This is a genomic window from Streptomyces griseorubiginosus, assembly GCF_036345115.1.
In the GTDB taxonomy this organism is placed as follows: Bacteria; Actinomycetota; Actinomycetes; order Streptomycetales; family Streptomycetaceae; genus Streptomyces; species Streptomyces griseorubiginosus_C.
Window position 1 is genome coordinate 6120422 of sequence record NZ_CP107766.1, and the last position, 19569, is coordinate 6139990.

Annotated in this window: 16 protein-coding genes; 8 read left to right on the forward strand and 8 right to left on the reverse strand. The window is 70.4% G+C overall.

Annotated elements, in window-relative coordinates; translation table 11 throughout:
- The first annotated feature begins 19 nt into the window (after positions 1-19).
- Positions 20-2239 (forward strand): ATP-dependent RecD-like DNA helicase, encoded by a 2220-nt coding sequence (locus tag OHN19_RS27770; RefSeq protein WP_330266806.1) that lies wholly within the window; start codon positions 20-22, stop codon positions 2237-2239.
- Between the two features lie 231 nt (positions 2240-2470).
- Positions 2471-3760, forward strand: coding sequence for a citrate synthase (locus tag OHN19_RS27775; RefSeq protein WP_123760846.1), 1290 nt, complete (start codon positions 2471-2473; stop codon positions 3758-3760).
- A 655-nt stretch (positions 3761-4415) separates the two neighbouring features.
- On the opposite strand, the gene OHN19_RS27780 is transcribed toward OHN19_RS27775, so the two are convergent.
- The 3 genes from OHN19_RS27780 to OHN19_RS27790 form a co-directional block, all read right to left on the reverse strand.
- Positions 4416-6617 (reverse strand): heavy metal translocating P-type ATPase, encoded by a 2202-nt coding sequence (locus OHN19_RS27780; RefSeq protein WP_330266807.1) that lies wholly within the window; start codon positions 6615-6617, stop codon positions 4416-4418.
- Between the two features lie 102 nt (positions 6618-6719).
- The gene (locus OHN19_RS27785) at positions 6720-6959 is read right to left on the reverse strand and encodes a heavy-metal-associated domain-containing protein (protein ID WP_123989358.1); all 240 of its coding nucleotides are present in this window, start codon (positions 6957-6959) and stop codon (positions 6720-6722) included.
- A 59-nt stretch (positions 6960-7018) separates the two neighbouring features.
- On the reverse strand, positions 7019-7705 hold the full coding sequence (locus tag OHN19_RS27790; RefSeq protein WP_330266808.1) for a TetR/AcrR family transcriptional regulator: 687 nt from the start codon (positions 7703-7705) through the stop codon (positions 7019-7021).
- Between the two features lie 122 nt (positions 7706-7827).
- Here OHN19_RS27790 and OHN19_RS27795 point away from each other — a divergent pair, with 122 nt between their 5' ends.
- Positions 7828-10101, forward strand: coding sequence for an MMPL family transporter (locus OHN19_RS27795; protein ID WP_330266809.1), 2274 nt, complete (start codon positions 7828-7830; stop codon positions 10099-10101).
- A complete protein-coding gene (locus tag OHN19_RS27800) occupies positions 10052-11095 on the forward strand; it encodes a zinc-dependent alcohol dehydrogenase family protein (RefSeq protein WP_330266810.1) in 1044 nt (347 codons plus the stop codon). The genes OHN19_RS27795 and OHN19_RS27800 overlap by 50 nt, the downstream gene beginning before the upstream one ends.
- Here the strand turns inward: OHN19_RS27800 and OHN19_RS27805 are convergent.
- From OHN19_RS27805 to OHN19_RS27825, 5 genes are all read right to left on the reverse strand, one after another.
- Positions 11076-11642 (reverse strand): GNAT family protein, encoded by a 567-nt coding sequence (locus OHN19_RS27805; RefSeq protein ID WP_330266811.1) that lies wholly within the window; start codon positions 11640-11642, stop codon positions 11076-11078. The two genes, OHN19_RS27800 and OHN19_RS27805, sit on opposite strands and share 20 nt — an antisense overlap.
- Positions 11643-11773: 131 nt before the next feature.
- A complete protein-coding gene (locus OHN19_RS27810) occupies positions 11774-11974 on the reverse strand; it encodes a helix-turn-helix transcriptional regulator (RefSeq protein WP_020116516.1) in 201 nt (66 codons plus the stop codon).
- Between the two features lie 244 nt (positions 11975-12218).
- Positions 12219-12752, reverse strand: coding sequence for a hypothetical protein (locus OHN19_RS27815; RefSeq protein ID WP_330266812.1), 534 nt, complete (start codon positions 12750-12752; stop codon positions 12219-12221).
- 137 nt (positions 12753-12889) lie between these two features.
- Positions 12890-13723, reverse strand: a complete 834-nt coding sequence (locus OHN19_RS27820; RefSeq protein WP_330266813.1) for a helix-turn-helix domain-containing protein — start codon at positions 13721-13723, stop codon at positions 12890-12892.
- A 186-nt stretch (positions 13724-13909) separates the two neighbouring features.
- Complete coding sequence (locus OHN19_RS27825; protein WP_330266814.1) at positions 13910-14827, reverse strand: sugar phosphate isomerase/epimerase; 918 nt, start codon at positions 14825-14827, stop codon at positions 13910-13912.
- Between the two features lie 213 nt (positions 14828-15040).
- Here OHN19_RS27825 and iolC point away from each other — a divergent pair, with 213 nt between their 5' ends.
- Genes iolC through iolD form a run of 4 tightly spaced genes read left to right on the forward strand, consistent with a single transcriptional unit; the run spans position 15041 to position 19569 of the window.
- A complete protein-coding gene (iolC, locus tag OHN19_RS27830; RefSeq protein WP_330266815.1) occupies positions 15041-15991 on the forward strand; it encodes a 5-dehydro-2-deoxygluconokinase in 951 nt (316 codons plus the stop codon).
- Positions 15988-16869, forward strand: a complete 882-nt coding sequence (locus tag OHN19_RS27835; RefSeq protein ID WP_330266816.1) for a Cgl0159 family (beta/alpha)8-fold protein — start codon at positions 15988-15990, stop codon at positions 16867-16869. The genes iolC and OHN19_RS27835 overlap by 4 nt, the downstream gene beginning before the upstream one ends.
- 10 nt (positions 16870-16879) lie before the next feature.
- Positions 16880-17695, forward strand: coding sequence for a 5-deoxy-glucuronate isomerase (iolB, locus tag OHN19_RS27840; protein WP_330266817.1), 816 nt, complete (start codon positions 16880-16882; stop codon positions 17693-17695).
- On the forward strand, positions 17692-19569 hold the full coding sequence (gene iolD / locus OHN19_RS27845) for a 3D-(3,5/4)-trihydroxycyclohexane-1,2-dione acylhydrolase (decyclizing) (protein ID WP_330266818.1): 1878 nt from the start codon (positions 17692-17694) through the stop codon (positions 19567-19569). The genes iolB and iolD overlap by 4 nt, the downstream gene beginning before the upstream one ends.

Sequence of the window (19569 nt, forward strand, 5' to 3'; positions counted from 1 at the left end):
CCGCCTGTAGCGTCGGATCATGTCCAACCTGTCCGTGGTCGAAGGGGTCCTGGAGCGGATCACGTACGCCAACGAGGAGAACGGCTACACCGTCGCCCGGGTCGACACCGGCCGGGGCGGCGGTGACCTGCTCACCGTCGTCGGCGCGCTGCTCGGCGCCCAGGTCGGCGAGTCCCTCCGCATGGAGGGCCGTTGGGGCTCCCACCCGCAGTACGGCAAGCAGTTCACCGTCGAGAACTACACGACCGTCCTGCCGGCCACCGTCCAGGGCATCCGCCGCTACCTCGGCTCCGGGCTCGTCAAGGGCATCGGCCCGGTCTTCGCCGACCGCATCACCCAGCACTTCGGCATGGACACCCTGAAGATCATCGAGGAGGAGCCCAAGCGGCTGATCGAGGTCCCGGGGCTGGGCCCCAAGCGCACCAGGAAGATCGCCGACGCCTGGGAGGAACAGAAGGCGATCAAGGAGGTCATGCTCTTCCTCCAGACCGTCGAGGTGTCCACCTCCATCGCGGTGCGCATCTACAAGAAGTACGGCGACGCCTCGATCTCCGTCGTGAAGAACCAGCCCTACCGGCTCGCCGCCGACGTCTGGGGCATCGGCTTCCTCACCGCCGACAAGATCGCCCAGTCCGTCGGGATACCGCACGACAGCCCGGAGCGCGTCAAGGCGGGCCTCCAGTACGCCCTTTCGCAGTCCACCGACCAGGGGCACTGCTACCTCCCCGAGGAACAGCTGATCGCCGACGCCGTGAAGCTGCTCCAGGTCGACACCGGCCTGGTCATCGAGTGCCTCGCCGAACTCGCCCTGCCCGACGAGGAGTCGGGCGAGCCCGGCGTCGTACGCGAGAAGGTCCCCGGCCCCGACGGCCACGAGGTCACCGCCGTCTACCTGGTCCCCTTCCACCGCGCCGAACTCTCCCTCGCCGCCCAGCTGGTGCGCCTTCTGCGTACCGACCAGGACCGCATGCCGTCCTTCCACGACGTGGCCTGGGACAAGGCGCTGGGCTGGCTGAAGGGCCGTACCGGTGTGGAGTTGGCGCCGGAGCAGGAGGCGGCCGTGAAGCTGGCGCTCACCAAGAAGGTCGCCGTGCTCACCGGTGGCCCCGGCTGCGGCAAGTCCTTCACCGTGCGCTCGATCGTGGAGCTGGCCCGCGCCAAGAAGGCCAGGATCGTCCTGGCCGCCCCGACCGGCCGCGCCGCCAAACGCCTCGCCGAACTCACCGGCGCCGAGGCCTCCACCGTCCACCGCCTCCTGGAGCTGAAGCCCGGCGGCGACGCGGCCTACGACAAGGACCGCCCGCTCGACGCCGACCTGGTGGTCGTCGACGAGGCGTCCATGCTGGACCTGCTGCTCGCCAACAAGCTGGTGAAGGCGGTGGCACCGGGCGCCCACCTGCTGTTCGTCGGGGACGTCGACCAGCTGCCCAGCGTCGGCGCGGGGGAGGTGCTCAGGGACCTGCTCGCCGAGGGCGGCCCGGTCCCCGCGGTGCGCCTCACGCGCGTGTTCCGCCAGGCCCAGCAGTCCGGTGTCGTCACCAACGCGCACCGGATCAACGCCGGGCAGCACCCCGTCACCGACGGCATGAAGGACTTCTTCCTCTTCGTCGAGGACGACACCGAGGAGGTCGGCCGGCTCACCGTGGACGTGGCGGCCCGTCGGATTCCGGCCAAATTCGGCCTCGATCCGAGGAGGGACGTCCAGGTGCTCGCGCCCATGCACCGCGGCCCCGCGGGCGCCGGCACCCTCAACGGCCTGCTCCAGCAGGCCATCACCCCGGGCCGCCCCGACCTCGCCGAGAAGCGGTTCGGCGGCCGGGTCTTCCGGGTCGGCGACAAGGTCACCCAGATTCGCAACAATTACGAGAAGGGCACCAACGGTGTCTTCAACGGCACCGTGGGCGTGGTCACCTCGCTCGACCCGGTCGACCAGCGCCTCACCGTGCTGACGGACGAGGACGAGGAGGTGTCGTACGAGTTCGACGAGCTGGACGAACTGGCCCACGCGTACGCGGTGACCATCCACCGTTCCCAGGGCAGCGAGTATCCGGCCGTGGTGATCCCGGTCACCACCAGCGCCTGGATGATGCTCCAGCGGAATCTGCTGTACACGGCGGTCACCCGGGCGAAGAAGCTGGTCGTCCTCGTCGGCTCCCGCAAGGCGATCGGCCAGGCGGTGCGCACGGTCTCGGCGGGACGCCGCTGCACCGCGCTCGACTTCCGGCTTTCGGGCCCGTGACGGCGGTCAACCGTGAGCCTTCACAAAAAATGATCGATCAAATGAGTCATGTGGGTCACAGAGCCCTTCCGGAAGGGGGCGGGGAGGGGCAGGATGAGCAAGTTGGCGGCACTCAGTGCCGCCGATACGCCCAACGGCCGACCCCGAGTGCACTCTCCTGCGCCAAATGGGGGATGGTAGAGACAGTCAGGGCAACCTCGAAGAAGAGGCACAACGTCGGTGAGGGATGACGTGAGCGACAACTCTGTAGTAGTGCGGTACGGCGATGGCGAGTACACCTACCCGGTGATCGACAGCACCGTCGGCGACAAGGGCTTCGACATCGGAAAGCTCCGCGCCCAGACCGGTCTGGTCACCCTGGACAGCGGCTACGGCAACACCGCCGCCTATAAATCCGCCATCACCTACCTCGACGGTGAGGCCGGCATCCTCCGGTACCGCGGCTACCCGATCGAGCAGCTGGCCGAGCGCTCCACGTTCCTGGAGGTCGCCTACCTGCTGATCAACGGCGAGCTCCCGACCGTCGACGAACTGGCCACGTTCAAGAACGAGATCACGCAGCACACCCTGCTGCACGAGGACGTCAAGAACTTCTACCGCGGCTTCCCGCGGGACGCCCACCCGATGGCCATGCTGTCCTCGGTCGTCTCCGCGCTGTCCACGTTCTACCAGGACAGCCACAACCCCTTCGACGAGAAGCAGCGCAACCTCTCGACGATCCGGCTGCTCGCCAAGCTTCCGACCATCGCCGCGTACGCGTACAAGAAGTCGATCGGTCACCCGTTCGTCTACCCGCGCAACGACCTCGGTTACGTCGAGAACTTCCTGCGCATGACCTTCTCGGTCCCCGCGCAGGAGTACGACCTCGACCCGGTCGTCGTCTCGGCCCTGGACAAGCTCCTCATCCTGCACGCCGACCACGAGCAGAACTGTTCGACCTCCACGGTCCGCCTCGTCGGCTCGTCGCAGGCGAACATGTTCGCGTCGATCTCGGCCGGCATCAACGCCCTGTGGGGCCCGCTGCACGGCGGTGCCAACCAGTCCGTGCTGGAGATGCTGGAGGGCATCCAGGCCTCCGGCGGTGACGTCGACTCCTTCATCCGCAAGGTGAAGAACAAGGAGGACGGCGTCCGCCTGATGGGCTTCGGCCACCGGGTCTACAAGAACTTCGACCCGCGCGCGAAGATCATCAAGGCGGCCGCGCACGACGTCCTCTCGGCCCTCGGCAAGTCCGACGAGCTGCTGGACATCGCGCTCAAGCTGGAGGAGCACGCGCTCTCCGACGACTACTTCGTCTCGCGCAGCCTCTACCCGAACGTCGACTTCTACACCGGCCTGATCTACCGCGCCATGGGCTTCCCGACCGAGATGTTCACGGTCCTGTTCGCCCTCGGCCGCCTCCCGGGCTGGATCGCCCAGTGGCACGAGATGATCAAGGAGCCGGGCTCCCGCATCGGCCGCCCGCGCCAGATCTACACGGGCGTCGTCGAGCGCGACTTCGTCCCGGTCGAGCAGCGCTGAAGGGGAGAGGGCCTTTCGGCGCCGGTTAGCTGAGCCGACATAGGGGCGCGGGGAACTGCGCGACCCGCCCCCACCGGCCGGCAGCCGAAACGCAACCGGCGCCCCCCGAACCCCCCGCTGAATCCGCGAAGCGAAAGGCGCCCTGGCGCCGGTCCCCCCACGGGCCGGCGTCCAGGGCGCCTTCCCATGTCCCGGTGCGGATTCCCCCCACGGGATCCGGCCGGGCGCCTGAGAGACCAGCGCCTGAATCGCTGTCTTTCCGGTACTGCTGGTACTGCCGTTTGAGCAGAACGAGCAAAACTCCTCGTACTACTCCAGTGTGCGATCTGCCGGGACAACGCACGGTCGGGAGGGCCGCTCAAAGCTTCCCTATGCGCGTGCCCCGGCAACGCAGCTCCGAGGAAGTCCCCCAAGACATCCTCAGATGTCAGTCAACGCCCCCCAAGACGCTGCCTGACATCGCCAACTTAGACCTTCGAACCCCTTCGATGGTTACGTTCGCATCACTGTGATCTGCGTCTCTTGCAAATGTCCGTTAGATACGCAAGAGCCCGGATACAGCGAACGGGACCCAGCGTAAGGACGTTGCGCGAGTCTTGTGAAGAGCTTATGTGAGCGTGGCCCCGGACTCCAGAGGGGTCCGTCAAAGGAATCCTCAATGGAAGACACGCAGCCGCAGGCTGTTGGTCACCACGAACACCGAGGAGAACGCCATCGCCGCCCCCGCGATCATCGGGTTCAGCAAGCCCGCCGCGGCCAGCGGCAGCGCGGCCACGTTGTAGCCGAAGGCCCACACGAGATTGCCCTTGATCGTGGACAGGGTGCGCCGGGAGAGCCGGATCGCGTCCGCGGCCACCCGCAGGTCCCCGCGCACCAGCGTCAGATCCCCCGCCTCGATCGCCGCGTCGGTCCCCGTGCCCATCGCCAGGCCCAGGTCGGCGGCGGCGAGCGCGGCCGCGTCGTTGACGCCGTCACCGACCATCGCGACGACCCGGCCCTCGCGCTGGAGCCGTCGTACGGCATCGACCTTGTCCTCGGGCAGCACCTCGGCGATCACCTCGCCGATCCCGACGTCCCGGGCCACCGCCTCGGCCACCGCCCGGTTGTCCCCGGTCAGCAGCACCGGCGTGAGCCCGAGCGCCCGCAGTGACCGCACCGCCTCCGCGCTGGTCTCCTTGACGGTGTCGGCGACGGCCAGCACACCGCGCGCCACCCCGTCCCACCCGACGACGACAGCCGTACGACCGTCCCGCTCGGCCTCCTCCTTGGCGCGGGCCAGCTCGGCGGGCAGCACGTCGAAAAGCCGCCCGACGGCCACCTCGCAGCCCTCCACGCGTCCGCGTACGCCCTTGCCGGGGACGTTCTCGAAGCTCTCGGCCTCCGGCAGCGGCCCGAGCCGTTCCTCGGCACCCAGGGCCACGGCACGGGCCACGGGATGCTCGGAGGCGTGCTCCAGGGCCCCCGCGAGCCGCAGCACCTGCTTCTCGTCGGCGCCGTCGGTGACGTAGATCTCCTGGAGGCTCATCCGCCCTGTGGTGACCGTGCCGGTCTTGTCCAGGACGACGGTGTCGACGCGGCGCGTGGACTCCAGGACCTCGGGCCCCTTGATGAGGATGCCGAGCTGCGCGCCGCGCCCGGTGCCGACCATGAGCGCGGTCGGCGTGGCCAGACCCAGCGCGCACGGGCACGCGATGATCAGCACGGCGACGGCCGCGGTGAACGCGGCGGCGGTGTCCCCGGTGGCGCCGAGCCAGCCCCCGAAGGTGGCCGCGGCGATGCCGATGACGACCGGCACGAAGACCGCGGCGACCCGGTCGGCCAGCCGCTGCACCTGCGCCTTGCCGTTCTGTGCGTCCTCCACCAGCCGCGCCATCCGCGCGAGCCGTGTCTCCTCCCCGACCCGGGTCGCCATGACGACGATCCGCCCGCCGGCGTTGACGGTCGCACCCGTGACCGCGTCCCCGACACCCACGTCCACCGGCACCGACTCGCCGGTCAGCATCGAGGCGTCCACCGCGGAGGCGCCCTCGACGACGGTGCCGTCGGTCGCGATCTTCTCCCCGGGCCGTACGACGAACCGGTCCCCGACGCCCAGCCGTTCGGCCGGAATCCGCACCTCACGGCCGTCCCGGAGCACGGAGACGTCCTTGGCGCCCAGTTCCATGAGCGCCCTGAGCGCGGCTCCCGCGCGGCGCTTGGCACGGGCCTCCAGATACCTGCCGAGCAGGATGAAGGCGGTGACCCCGGCCGCCACCTCGAGATAGATCGTCGAGGCGCCGTCCATGTCGCCCACGGTGAGCGCGAACCGCTCCCGCATGCCCGGCATCCCCGCGTCCCCGAGGAACAGCGCCCACAGCGACCATCCGAAGGCGGCGAGCGTCCCGACCGAGACGAGGGTGTCCATGGTGGCCGCGGCATGCCGCACGTTCGTGCAGGCGGTCTTGTGGAAGGGCCGGCCGCCCCACACCACGACGGGCGAGGCGAGCGTGAGCGCGAGCCACTGCCAGTTGTCGAACTGGAGGGCCGGGACCATGGAGAGCGCGACGACGGGCAGCGCGAGCGCGAGCGAGACGAACAGCCGCTGCCGGAGTCCGTCGAGTTCGGGGTCCGTCTCCTCGGGCTCCGGTGGTGCGGGCGTCGGCTCCTCGGCCGTATAGCCCGTCTTCACGACGGTCGCGATGAGATCCGCGACCTCGACCCCGGCGTGATAGCTGACCCGGGCCTTCTCGGTCGCGTAGTTGACGGTGGCGCTGACCCCGTCCATCCGGTTGAGCTTCTTCTCGACCCGGGCCGCGCAGGAGGCACAGGTCATCCCACCGATGACGAGCTCGACTTCGGAGGCTATGGGGGAGGTCATGTCTCAAACTCCGGTGCGGCGATCAGGGGCGCGGGGAACTGCGCGACCGGCCACGACGGGCCGTCGGCCGCCCGACGATCCGTCGCGGCACGTGCTGAGGCGTCAGGCCTTCCCCACGAGCTCGAACCCGGCCTCGTCCACAGCGGCGCGCACCGCTTCCTCGTCCAGCGGCGCGGCCGAAACCACCGTGACCTCCCCGCTGGAGGCGACCGCCTTCACCGAGCTGACCCCGTCGATCTCGGAGATCTCCCCGGAGACGGCCCCCTCGCAGTGTCCGCAGCTCATCCCGCTCACCTTGTAGACGGCGGTGACGGAGCCGGCGGTGTCGGTCCGAGTGGTCATGTCGTTCTCCTGATGGCTCATGAGAGGTGTGCACTGTCTATGGCGCCCACACTATACCCCTAGGGGGTATTTCTCAAGGAGAGGCCGGCCTGCCTGGTCGCCGCGTCGGCCGACCGGCCGAGTCGGTCGCCGACCATCGGGTCCAGATAGCGCACGAGCGCGTTCTTCACTTCGCGGACGTACGCCTCGCGCTCGGCGCCCTCATGGGCGAGGACCAGCTCCAGGCCCGCCTTGTACAGCCCGAGGACCATGTGGGCGGTGCGGGTCACGTCGGCCGGGGAAGCCTCGGGCAGCAGTGAGGTCATCAGGGTCTCGAGCCGGCTGATGAGGCCCGCGTGCAGCGCGTCGTGGTCCTCCGCCATCCGGCCGGGGATGTCGGGGCCGTGCATGAGCGCGAAGAACACCGGGTGCTCGCAGTTGAAGGCGATGAACCTGTCCACGGCCGCGCCGACCACCTCCTCCAGTGGGGTCGCCGGGTCGACCGGGGCGAGCGCCTCGCCGTACGTCTCCTGCATCTCGTGCACGAGCCGCCCGCCCAGCTCGATCGCGATCGCTTCCTTGTTCGGGAAGAACTGGTAGAGCGTGCCGGGTGAGACGCCGGCCTCGCGGGCGATGGCGTTGGTGCTGGCCGCGGTGTAGCCCGTGGTCGTGAAGACGGTGGCCGCCGCCTCCAGGAGCTGGGCGATCCGGCGTTCGCCGCGGGCCTGACGTCGGCGCGGCTGCTCCTTCTCCTCGTTCTCGGGCACGCGTTATCCCCAGCTTTCCGCACACGGTTGACAAACACGAGCGGCCGCTCGCATTCTGGAAACACGAGCGATCTCTCGTGTTTTCCACTCTACGGTTTCCACGGTGAAGGGGACACCGCACCATGACCGAAGTCAACCGCCCACCCCGGGTCGGCCGCTGGACCCGTCTCGTCACCGCCCGCCCCGGGTTGTCGCTGCTCGCGGCCCTGGTGCTCACCGTCCTCGCCGTGCTGGCCGGCAGCGGGGTCGCCGACCGGCTCGGCGCCGGCGGCTGGGAGGACCCGGCCGCGGAGTCCACGTACGCCACCAAGGCGCTGGAGCGCGAGTTCCCGGACTCCCAGCCCAACCTCCTGCTGCTCGTGGACGCGGGCGGCGCCTCGGTGGACGACCCGGCGGTGGCCGCCGCCGCGAACCGCCTCACCGAGCACCTGGCCGCCGAGCGGGGCATCACCGGCGTCGGCTCCTACTGGGCCGCCAAGTCCCCTGCCCTGCGCGCCGAGGACGGCCACGAGGCGCTGATCGCCGCCCGCATCACCGGCGACGAGAAGCAGATGGGCGAGACCCTCGACCGCATCGCCCCCTCCCTGCGGGGGACGCACGGGCCGGTGAAGGTCGAGATAGGTGGCGTCGTCGCGGTGCGGCACGAGATGCAGACGACCATCCAGGAGGACCTCACCCGGGCCGAGATGATCGCCCTGCCGATCACCCTTCTGCTGCTGGTGATGGTCTTCGGCAGCGCGATCGCCGCCCTGCTGCCGCTCGGCATCGGCATCGTCGCGATCCTCGGGACCAACGCCGTGCTGCGCGGCCTGACCGAGTTCACCGACGTCTCCGTCTTCGCGATGAACCTCACCACGGCCCTCGGGCTCGGCCTGGCCATCGACTACGCCCTGTTCATCGTCCGCCGCTTCCGCGAGGAACTGGCCACCGGCGCAGACCCGTTGGCAGCGGTCGGCACCACCCTGCGCACCGCGGGCCGCACCGTCCTGTTCTCCGCCCTCACGGTCGCGGTCTCCCTGGCGGCGATGCTGGTCTTCCCGCAGTACTTCCTGCGGTCCTTCGCCTACGCCGGCATGGCGGTGGTCCTCCTCGCCGCGGCCGCCGCCCTGATCCTCCTCCCGGCCGCCCTGATCCTGCTGGGCCACCGGGTCAACTCCCTGGACCTGCGCCGGCTGTTCCGACGCGGGCGGCCGTCCGCGAAGGAACCGGGCACCGCCTGGGCCCGGGGGGCGACCCTCGTGATGCGCCGCGCCCCGTTCTTCGCCCTCGCCACCACCGCCGTCCTGGTCCTGCTCGGACTACCGTTCCTGGGCGTGAAGTTCGGCACCGCCGACGACCGCCAGCTGCCCGCCTCCGCCGAGTCCCACGTCGTCCAGCAGCACCTGCGCGACGGCTTCCCGGGCAGCCCGGGCGGCGGCCTCGAAGTGCTCGCGGAGGGCAGGGCGACCCCCGCGCAGTACACCGCCTACAAGAACCGCGTCGCGACCCTCCCCGAGGTCCTCCGGGTGGACGGCCCACTCGTCAAGGGCGACTCGGCCTACTTCACGGTCCAGCCCAAGGGCGAGGCCGTGGACGCCGGCGCACAGCACCTGGTCCGTGAGCTGCGCGCCACCAAGGCACCGTTCGACACCAAGGTCACCGGCACCGCGGCCGTCCTGGTCGACTCCAAGCACGCGATAGGAGACCGACTCCCCTGGGCGGCGGCCTTCATCGCGATCGTCACCCTGCTCCTGGTCTTCCTGCTGACCGGCAGCGTCCTGATCCCGGTCCAGGCGGTCCTCCTCAACGCCCTCAGCCTGACCGCGATGTTCGGCGCGGTGGTCTGGGTCTTCCAGGACGGCCACCTCTCCGGCCTCCTCGGCTTCACCAGCACCGGCTCGATAGAGACCACCCTCCCGGTCCTGATGTTCTGTGTCGCCTTCGGCCTGTCCATGGACTACGGCGTCTTCCTCCTCTCCCGCATCAAGGAGGAGCACGATCGGACCGGCGACCACGAGGAGGCGATCCGCCACGGCCTCCAGCGCACGGGAGGCCTGATCACAGCGGCGGCGATCATCCTCGCGGTGGTCATGGTCGCGATAGGCACCTCCAGGGTCACCAACACCAAGATGCTGGGCCTGGGCATAGCCCTGGCCGTCCTGATGGACGCGATGATCGTCCGCAGCCTGCTGGTCCCGGCGGTGATGAAACTGACGGGGAGGGCGACATGGTGGGCCCCGAAGGCTCTACGCAAGGCACACGACCGGTTCGGATTGAGCGAGGGGGAAGTAAAACTCCCTAGGGGCGCGGGGAACTGCGCGACCAGCCACGATGGCCCCGCAGACGAAAACGGCGATGGGACGGCAGATGCGAGCGGTTCTCTTCGAACACTACGGCGAACCTCTGGAGGTACGTGAAGTCACCGACCCTCACCCGGCCCCCCACGGAGTAGTCGTCCGCGTAGAAGCCACCGGCCTCTGCAGAAGCGACTGGCACGGCTGGCAGGGCCACGACCCCGACATCACCCTCCCGCACGTACCGGGCCATGAACTCGCCGGCACAGTGGAGACGGTCGGCCCCGGCGTGAGCGCCTGGCGCCCCGGCGACCGAGTCACCGTCCCCTTCGTCTGCGCCTGCGGCACCTGCCCGTCCTGCCAGGCCGGCGACCACCAGATCTGCGAGCGCCAGACACAGCCCGGCTTCACGCACTGGGGCTCGTTCGCCCAGTACGTGGCGCTGGACCACGCGGACGTGAACCTGGTGGCCGTACCCCAGGACATGTCCTTCACCACGGCCGCATCCCTCGGCTGCCGTTTCGCCACCGCGTTCAGAGCCGTGGTGCAGCAGGGCAGGGTCACCGCGGGGGAGTGGGTGGCGGTGCACGGCTGCGGTGGAGTGGGCCTGTCCGCGGTGATGATCGCGGCGGCCTCCGGCGCCCGGGTCGTCGCCGTGGACGTCTCTCCCCGAGCCCTGGACCTGGCAAGGAAGTTCGGCGCGGCGGAGTGCGTGGACGCGAGCGGCACGCAGGACACCGCGGCGGCGGTCCGGGAGCTGACCGGCGGGGGCGCCCATCTGTCACTCGACGCCCTGGGCTCCCCGGCCACCTGTGCCGCGTCCGTCAACTCCCTGCGCCGCCGCGGCCGGCACCTCCAGGTCGGTCTGCTGCCCTCGCCGGACGGCACGACCCCGGTCCCCATGGCCCGCGCGATCGCCCTGGAACTGGAACTCCTCGGCAGCCACGGCATGGCCGCCCACACCTACCCGCCGATGCTGGAACTGGTCCGGGCGGGCGTGCTGCGACCGGACCTGCTGGTCACGTCCACGATCTCGCTGGACGCGACCCCGGACGCCCTCGCGGCGATGGGCACGGCACCCGGAGCGGGGGTGACGGTCATCGAGCCGTGGAGCTGAGGGCGGCCCAGTCGCGGTCGAGGACACCCATGACCACCCAGTCCACCCACTCGCCGTCGCGCAGATCGGCCTCCCGCCGCACCCCTTCGACCACGAAGCCGACCTTCTCGTAGACCCGCAGGGCACGGGCGTTGTGGCCGTAGGCCTCCAACTCGATCCGGTGCAGGCCCAGCTGCTCGAAGCCGTACCCGACGATGAGGCGGGTGGCCTCGGTGCCGAGCCCCCGGCCGCGTCCCTCGGGGCCGATGAGCGTGCGGAACGTACAGCTGCGGGCGTGGGCGTCGAACTCGTACAGGACGACCTCGCCGACGAGTCGTCCCGTGGCACGGTCGGTGACGGCGAGGTCGAGCCGGTCGGGCTGCGCGGACCGGGAGCCGTACCAGGACCGCAGCCGCTCCAGGGTGAGTTCGGCGGCGGGCGGGCCGGTGAAGCGAAGGACCTCGGGGTCCTCCAGGATCCTCGCCATGCCGTCGGCGTCCGCCTCGGTGAACGGCCGCAGCACAGCCCTGTCGCCGGTCAGCACGGGTTTGACGGAGAGGTCGCTCATGGGCCGACTGTGCCAGACACGGTTCCTCCGGGCTCGGAATTTCCGGACCACCGGTTCCCGAGGGCCGGCGACTCGTGGGCGGTGCCCGTGCGCTCACGACGGGCACCCCGAGTCACCGGTACGGCCGGCCGTCAGTCCTCTCTTCGCCCCCGGTTGCCCGGCCGCGACGCGACCCACGCCCGCACGGTGTCCGCGTACCAGAAGGGCTTGCCGCCCTCGACGTGGTCGGGGGGCGGCAGCAGCCCGTGTTTGCGGTACGACCGCACGGTGTCCGGCTGCACACGGATGTGCGCCGCGATTTCCTTGTACGACCAGAGCCTTCGGTCGGTCATGGGGTGCACCTCCTCGCGCGCACCACGGCTGCGGCCTGGGAACGGCCGTCGGGGGTACCGGGCGCTGCGCCGGCGATCACAGAAGCCTGTGCCCCGTGAACGACAAGCGGTGACCCTGGGTCAGGGTCTGTGTACCGGGTGTGACTCGAAGCCCGCGTACACGCGACATGTGTGACACGGAAGGGGTGTTTGTGACAGAGGTGCCGCAAAGGCGTGCGCGGGCGCGAGGGCGCGGCGCGTTGACTTACGGCACGGGAGTGTGGCCGACCAGCTCCGCCAACTCCCGTGCGGAGTCGGGTGCGAGCCGGTAGACGCCCTGGAGGCTGACCGCGCTGCGCAGCTCGCCGTCCACGACATGCTTGATCTGCCGTTCGCCGCGTCTCGAACGGTAGGTGAGGCGGCCGAGGAGGTCCGGCGGCACGGGCCGGTCGAAGGCGAGCGGAGCACCGGGCGCACCGAGCAGCACCTCACTGGCACAGCTGGTCTCCAGCAGTCCCCAGCGGTTCAGCCGGGCCTGCTCCTCCCCGGTCAACTCCTCGCGCACGGCGTCGTACTCCACCGTCCGCTCCACCTCCAGCGCACCGAGCACCCACACCTGCTTGCGCAGGACCCGTATCGGCAGGATCCGGTCGCCGGGGCGGACCCCGGCCCGCGTGAAACTCGGCATCGAGGTGTGCGGTCCCCCGAAGAGCACGGTCAGCGGCTCACCCTCGAAGCCCCCGGCGCCGAGCGCTTTGCAGAGGTCGTTGGTCCACAGAGTGGTGTACGTGTCGGCCATGCCCGGAACGCTAACCGCGGCCACTGACAACGCGCCTGGCCCAGGTGGGCCGGACCCGCTGCGCCGGACCCGGCCCACCGGCTCCCCCCCCCCCGGACGTCCACCGGATCGACCGGCCGGACGCGCACAGCGTGCAGTCAGCCGGGCCCGCCGGTCTTGGAGAAAACCGCACTCCGCGCGGATGCCCCTGATGCCCCTGAGGTCAGGACCAGGCTCGTGGCCTCTCCTGTCATCCGGTCGCCGGGTGGCGCCCCCGCGAACGGCAGCCGCCGGGCCGTGGTGAACTCCCGTGGCGTGCAGCCCGTCATCGCCTTGAACTCGCCGCTCAGATGCGCCTGGTCGTAGAACCCGCAGACCGCCGCGGTCTCCGCCTGTCCATGCCCCGCGGCGAGCAGCCGCCGGGCCCGCTGCAACCGCAGCACCCGTGCCGCCGCCTTGGGACCCAGCCCGATCTGCTCCCGGAACCGGTTCTCGAGGTGCCGCACGCTCCACCCCACCTCCTCGGCGAGCCGCCGCACCGGCATGGCCCCGCCGGTGCGCACCAACTCCGACCAGGCGCGCACCACACGGGCCGAGCACGGCGTACCGGCCTCCCACCACCGCGCGAACACCTCGTCGAGCAGCCGGAACCGGGCCTCCCAGGACGGCAACGCGGCCAGCGCACCGGCGAGTTCACCGACGCGCCGGTCCAGGGCGTGGGGGAGGGCGTCGGGATCGACGGTGCGATTGGCGAGCTCGTACTGAGGGGTGCCGAAGAGCGTGAAGGCGGCCCAGGGGGCCAGCATCACCTCGATACCGGCGAGCCGTCCGCCGTGCTCACCGACGGCGGGGGTGGTCGTGGGCCCGCAGTAGACGGAGACGAGGGTGTCGGGGTCCCGACCCGCACGACTGATCCGCACGGGCTGATCGAACCCCAGCAACAAGGTGGCGGCCCCGACAGGCGTCTCAAGCCGCCGCCGAGGTCGATCCATTGCGAACCGGATCCCGCGGTAACTCAACACCCCGGGCCGCAACCGAGGATGAGGCGCCCCAAGGGCGAACTCCCAGAACCCACCGGGTCCACGGCCGGTACGGACCAGAACCATCGGTCCAGCCTGTCAGCTTTCAGGGGCGCGGGGAACTGCGCGATCAGCCCCCACGCACCCGCAGCCGACCGACTACGCCCCGCAGGACCGCAAGAACGCCCGGGTCCGCTGAGCGATCGGCAACGGCTTGTCCGGCTCACACGGATACATGTCCTGCTCGACGATCGCGAACAGATCCACGTCCAGCCGCCCAGCCGCCTCCAGAACAGGACCAAGCGCCGGCACCCCCGACGGCGGCTCACACATCACACCCTGCGCCACGGCCGGCCCGAACGGCGTCCCCTTGGCCCGCACGTCCGCCAGGATCTCCGGATCCACCTGCTTGAGGTGCAGGTACCCGATCCGCGACCCGTACGTCTCGATCAGCTTGACGCTGTCGCCGCCGCAGTACGCGTAGTGCCCGGTGTCCAGGCACAGCGACACGAGGGAGGAGTCCGTCGCGTCCAGGAACCGGACCACGTTCTCCTCGCTGTCGATGTGGGTGTCGGCATGCGGGTGGACGACGATCTGGAGCCCGTACTCGTCCCGCACCCGCTGCCCCAGCCGCTCGGTCAGCGAGCTCAGGTTGCCCCACTGCTCGGCCGTCAGCGACGACGGCTCCAGCACCTCACCCGTCTTGTCGTCCCGCCAGAACGACGGGATCACGACCAGGTGCTTCGCCCCCATGGCCTGCGCCAGCACCGCGTTGTCCGCGACGTGCGCCCAGGTCTTCTCCCACACGGCCTCGCCGTGGTGCAGGCCGGTGAAGACGGTGCCCGCGGACACCTTCAGGCCCCGGCGGTTCACCTCCTCGGTGAGGACTGCGGGATCGGTCGGCAGGTACCCGTACGGCCCCAGCTCGATCCACTCGTAACCGGAGTCGGCGACCTCGTCGAGGAAGCGTTGCCAGGGGACCTGCTGGGGGTCGTCGGGGAACCACACACCCCACGAGTCGGGAGCCGACCCGATCCGGATGCGGGACAGTGAGGGCTGCGGTGCGGGCGCTGTCATGCCGGTCAGCTTCCGATCGGACAGCAAGCGCTGTCAAGGTCTCGTCCGAATGTCTGGACAAAACATTGACAGGGCTCGGCGTACGGGACTACAAACGCCGGGAGAGCCGACACGAAGACAGCACGACCCGCAGACAGCACGACACGAAGACCGAAGACCCGCGAAGCCGAAGACCCGCGACGACCGAAGACGCGAAGGCACGAAAGGAAGCCGATGGCGTACGACCTGATCACCATGGGGCGGATCGGTGTGGACCTGTATCCGCTCCAGACCGGTGTCCCGCTGCCGCAGGTGACGTCCTTCGGCAAGTTCCTGGGAGGCTCGGCGACCAACGTCGCGGTCGCCGCCGCACGCCTGGGACGGCGGACCGCGGTGATCACCCGCACCGGCGACGACCCCTTCGGCACCTACCTGCACGAGGCCCTGCGGGACTTCGGCGTCGACGACCGCTGGGTCACCCCGGTCCCCAGCCTGCCGACCCCCGTCACCTTCTGCGAGGTCTTCCCGCCGGACGACTTCCCGCTGTACTTCTACCGGCAGCCCAAGGCCCCTGACCTGGAGATCGACGCCCACGAGCTGGACCTCGACGCCCTCCACGAGGCGAGCGTCTTCTGGGTCACCGGCACCGGCCTGAGCGAGGAGCCGAGCCGTACGGCGACGCTGGCGGCCCTCGCCCACCGCGCCAAGGCCGGCACCACGGTCTTCGACCTGGACTGGCGTCCGATGTTCTGGAGCGACCCGGCCACCGCCCGCCCCTTCTACGAAGAGGCCCTGCGCCACACCACCGTCGCCGTCGGCAACCTCGACGAGGTCGAGGTCGCCACCGGGGTGCGCAAGCCCCGCGAGGCGGCTCAGGCCCTCCTGGACGCCGGTGTCGAGCTCGCGGTCGTCAAGCAGGGCCCCAAGGGCGTCCTCGCCGTCGACAGCAAGGGCAACGAGGCCGAGGTCCCGCCCCTGCCCGTGAACGTCCTCAACGGTCTCGGCGCCGGTGACGCCTTCGGCGGCTCCCTCGTCCACGGCCTCCTCGAAGGCTGGGACCTGGAGAAGATCATGCGCCACGCCAACGCGGCCGGCGCCATCGTCGCCTCCCGCCTCGAGTGCAGCTCGGCGATGCCGACCGTCACCGAGATCGAGGACGCGGTCGCGGCGGGAGCGGTCAAGTGAGCGTCGACATCACCGAACTCGTACGGCTGCGCGCCGAACGCCCCGAGGCGATCGCCGAGGCGGCGGCCCGCCGTACCCGCAGGCCGCTGCTGAACGACAGCGGCCGCCTGATGATCGTCGCCGCCGACCACCCCGCCCGGGGCGCGCTCGGCGTCGGCGGCAACCGCATGGCCATGGCCAACCGCGCCGACCTGCTGGAGCGCCTGGTCCTGGCGCTGTCCCGCCCCGGCGTCGACGGCGTCCTCGCGACCGCCGACATACTCGACGACCTGCTGCTGCTCGGCGCCCTCGACGGCAAGGTCGTCATGGGCTCGATGAACCGCGGCGGCCTCCAGGGCGCCAGCTTCGAGCTCGACGACCGCTTCACCGGCCACCGCCCCGAGGACATGGAGCGCCTCGGCTTCGACGCCGGCAAGCTGCTGCTGCGCATCGACTACGACGACCCGGGCTCCCTGACCACCATGGAGTCCACGGCCCGCGCCATCGACGACATGGCCGCGCGCAGGCTCCCCGTCTTCGTCGAGCCGTTCATCAGCGGCCGTACCACCGAGGGCAAGGTCAGGAACGACCTCTCCGCCGAGGCCGTCACCAAGTCGATCGCCATCGCCTCCGGCCTGGGCGGCACCTCGGCCTACACCTGGCTCAAGGTCCCGGTCTGCGACAACCCCGACGACATGGGCGAGGTCATGGCCGCCTCCACGCTGCCCGCCGTGCTGCTGGGCGGCGAAGTCGGCGACGACCAGGACGGCGCGTACGAGAAGTGGCGCGGCGCCCTCCAACTGCCCACCGTGCGCGGCCTGGTGGTCGGCCGCTCGCTGCTGTACCCGGCGGACGGCGATGTGGCCGCCGCCGTGGACACCGCCGTAGGACTGCTGTGAGGGCCGCCGCATGACACACAACGAGCTGTACGTCCCCAAGGGCGGCTCCACCAACGCCCAGTACACCGTGGACATCGACCCCAAGCGGGCCGGCTGGACCCACAGCAGTCTGCGCATCGTCGAACTGGCGCCCGGGGGCACACACACCTTCACCTCCGGTGACAGCGAGTGGATCGTGCTCCCGCTGGAAGGCGGCTGTACGGTCCACGTAGGGAAGGACGAGTTCCAACTCCTGGGACGGGAAAGCGTGTTCGCCGGAGTCTCGGACTTCGCGTACGTGCCCCGGGACGCCCAGGCATCGATCGCCTCCGGCGCGGGAGGCCGCTTCGCCCTGGCAGGAGCGAAGTGCGAGCGACGACTCCCCGCCCGCTACGGCCCCGCGCCGGAGGTCCCCGTCGAACAGCGCGGCAGCGGCACGCAGTTGCGGCACGTGCGCAACTTCGCCTCCGCCGACGCCTTCGACTGCGACAAGCTCATCGCCGTGGAGGTCGTCACCCCCGGCGGCAACTGGTCCTCCTACCCGCCGCACAAGCACGACGAGAACCGGCCCGGCGTGGAAGCCGAGCTGGAGGAGATCTACTACTTCGAGATCGACGGCCCGAACGGTTTCGGCTATCAGCGCGTATCTCCCTCCCGTGAGGGCGGATCCGACGTCCTCGCCGAGGTCCGCTCCGGCGACGCCGTCCTCGTCCCCGACGGATGGCACGGCCCGTCCATCGCCCAGCCCGGCCACGACATGTACTACCTCAACGTCATGGCGGGACCGGGTGAGACGCGGGAGTGGCGGATCTGCTTCCACCCGGACCACACGGAGGGGTACCGATGACCACCCGCCTGACCGTCGCGCAAGCGCTGGTCCGCTTCCTGGCCGCCCAGTACACCGAACGCGACGGCGTACGGCAGCGGCTGATCTCCGCGACCTGGGGCATCTTCGGCCACGGCAACGTGGCCGGGCTCGGCCAGGCCCTCGTCGAGTACGGCGACGAGATGCCCTTCCACCAGGGCCGCAACGAGCAGTCCATGGTGCACGCGGCCGTCGGCTACGCGCGTCAGTCCAACCGCCTCTCCACCCACGCGGTGACGACCTCCATCGGCCCCGGCGCCACCAACCTGGTCACCGGCGCCGCCCTCGCCACCATCAACCACCTCCCGGTCCTGCTCCTCCCCGGCGACATCTTCGCCACCCGCGTCGCCGACCCGGTCCTCCAGCAGCTGGAGGTCCCGTACGCCGGTGACATATCGGTCAACGACAGCCTGCGCCCGGTGTCGAAGTACTTCGACCGCGTCACCCGCCCGGAGGCCTTGATCCCGGCCGCCCTCCAGGCGATGCGGGTCCTCACCGACCCCGTCGAGACCGGCGCGGTGACGCTCGCGCTGCCCCAGGACGTCCAGGCCGAGGCCTACGACTGGCCCGAGGAGTTCTTCGCCGAACGCGCCTGGGTCGTACGGCGTCCCGGCGCCGACCCGACCGAACTCGCCGAGGCCGTCCAGGCGATCAGGGAGGCCCAGCGGCCCCTCGTCATCGCCGGCGGCGGGGTCCACCACAGCCGTGCCGAGGAGGCACTGGAGGAGTTCGCCCGCGCCACCGGCATCCCGGTCGCCTCCACCCAGGCGGGCAAGGGCTCCCTGCGCCACGACCACCCCCAGGACGTCGGCGGCGTCGGCCACACCGGCACCGCCACCGCCAACGAACTGGCCCGCCAGGCCGACCTGGTGATCGGCGTCGGCACCCGGTACACCGACTTCACCACGGCCTCCGGCACCCTCTTCGAACAGCGGGGCGTCCGCTTCCTCAACCTCAACATCGCGCCCTACGACGGCCACAAGCTCGCAGGTCAGCCCCTGGTCGCCGACGCCCGCAGCGGCCTGACGGAACTCACCGAGGCCCTCCAGCTGCACACCCACCGCGTCAGCGGCACGTACATCGACGAGTACAGCCTCGACAAGGAGCGCTGGGAGCAGCGCGTCGACGCCTGCTTCGAGGCCGACGAGCCCGACATCAGGCCGACCCAGCCGCAGGTCCTCGGCGCCCTGGACGCCCTCGTCGACGAGTCCGACGTGGTCATCAACGCGGCCGGCTCCCTCCCCGGCGACCTGCACAAGCTGTGGCGCGCCCGGTCGAGGGACCAGTACCACCTGGAGTACGGCTACTCCTGCATGGGCTACGAGATCCCGGCCGCGATCGGTGTGAAGATGGCCGCTCCCGAGCGGAACGTCTGGGCGCTGGTCGGCGACGGCACGTACCTGATGATGCCGACGGAGATCGTCACGGCCGTACAGGAGGGCATCGCGATCAAGCTGCTCCTGATCCAGAACCACGGCTACGCCTCCATCGGCGGCCTGTCCGAGACGGTCGGCGGCGAGCGCTTCGGCACGGCCTACCGCTACCAGTCGGACGACGGCACCTACACGGGCGCCCCGCTGCCCGTGGACCTGGCCGCCAACGCGGCCAGCCTCGGTATGCGTGTGCTGCGCGCGAAGACCGTACGAGACCTCCGCGCCGCCCTCGCCGAGGCGCGGGCCGCGGACACTCCCACATGTGTCTACGTCGAGACGGAAACGGCAGACACAGTGTCGGGCCCGCCGCCGGCGCAGGCCTGGTGGGATGTACCTGTGGCCGAGACCGCGACCCGACCGTCCGCGGTGAAGGCCCGTGAGCTGTACGAACGGCACGTCTCTACCCGACGCCGCCATCTGTGA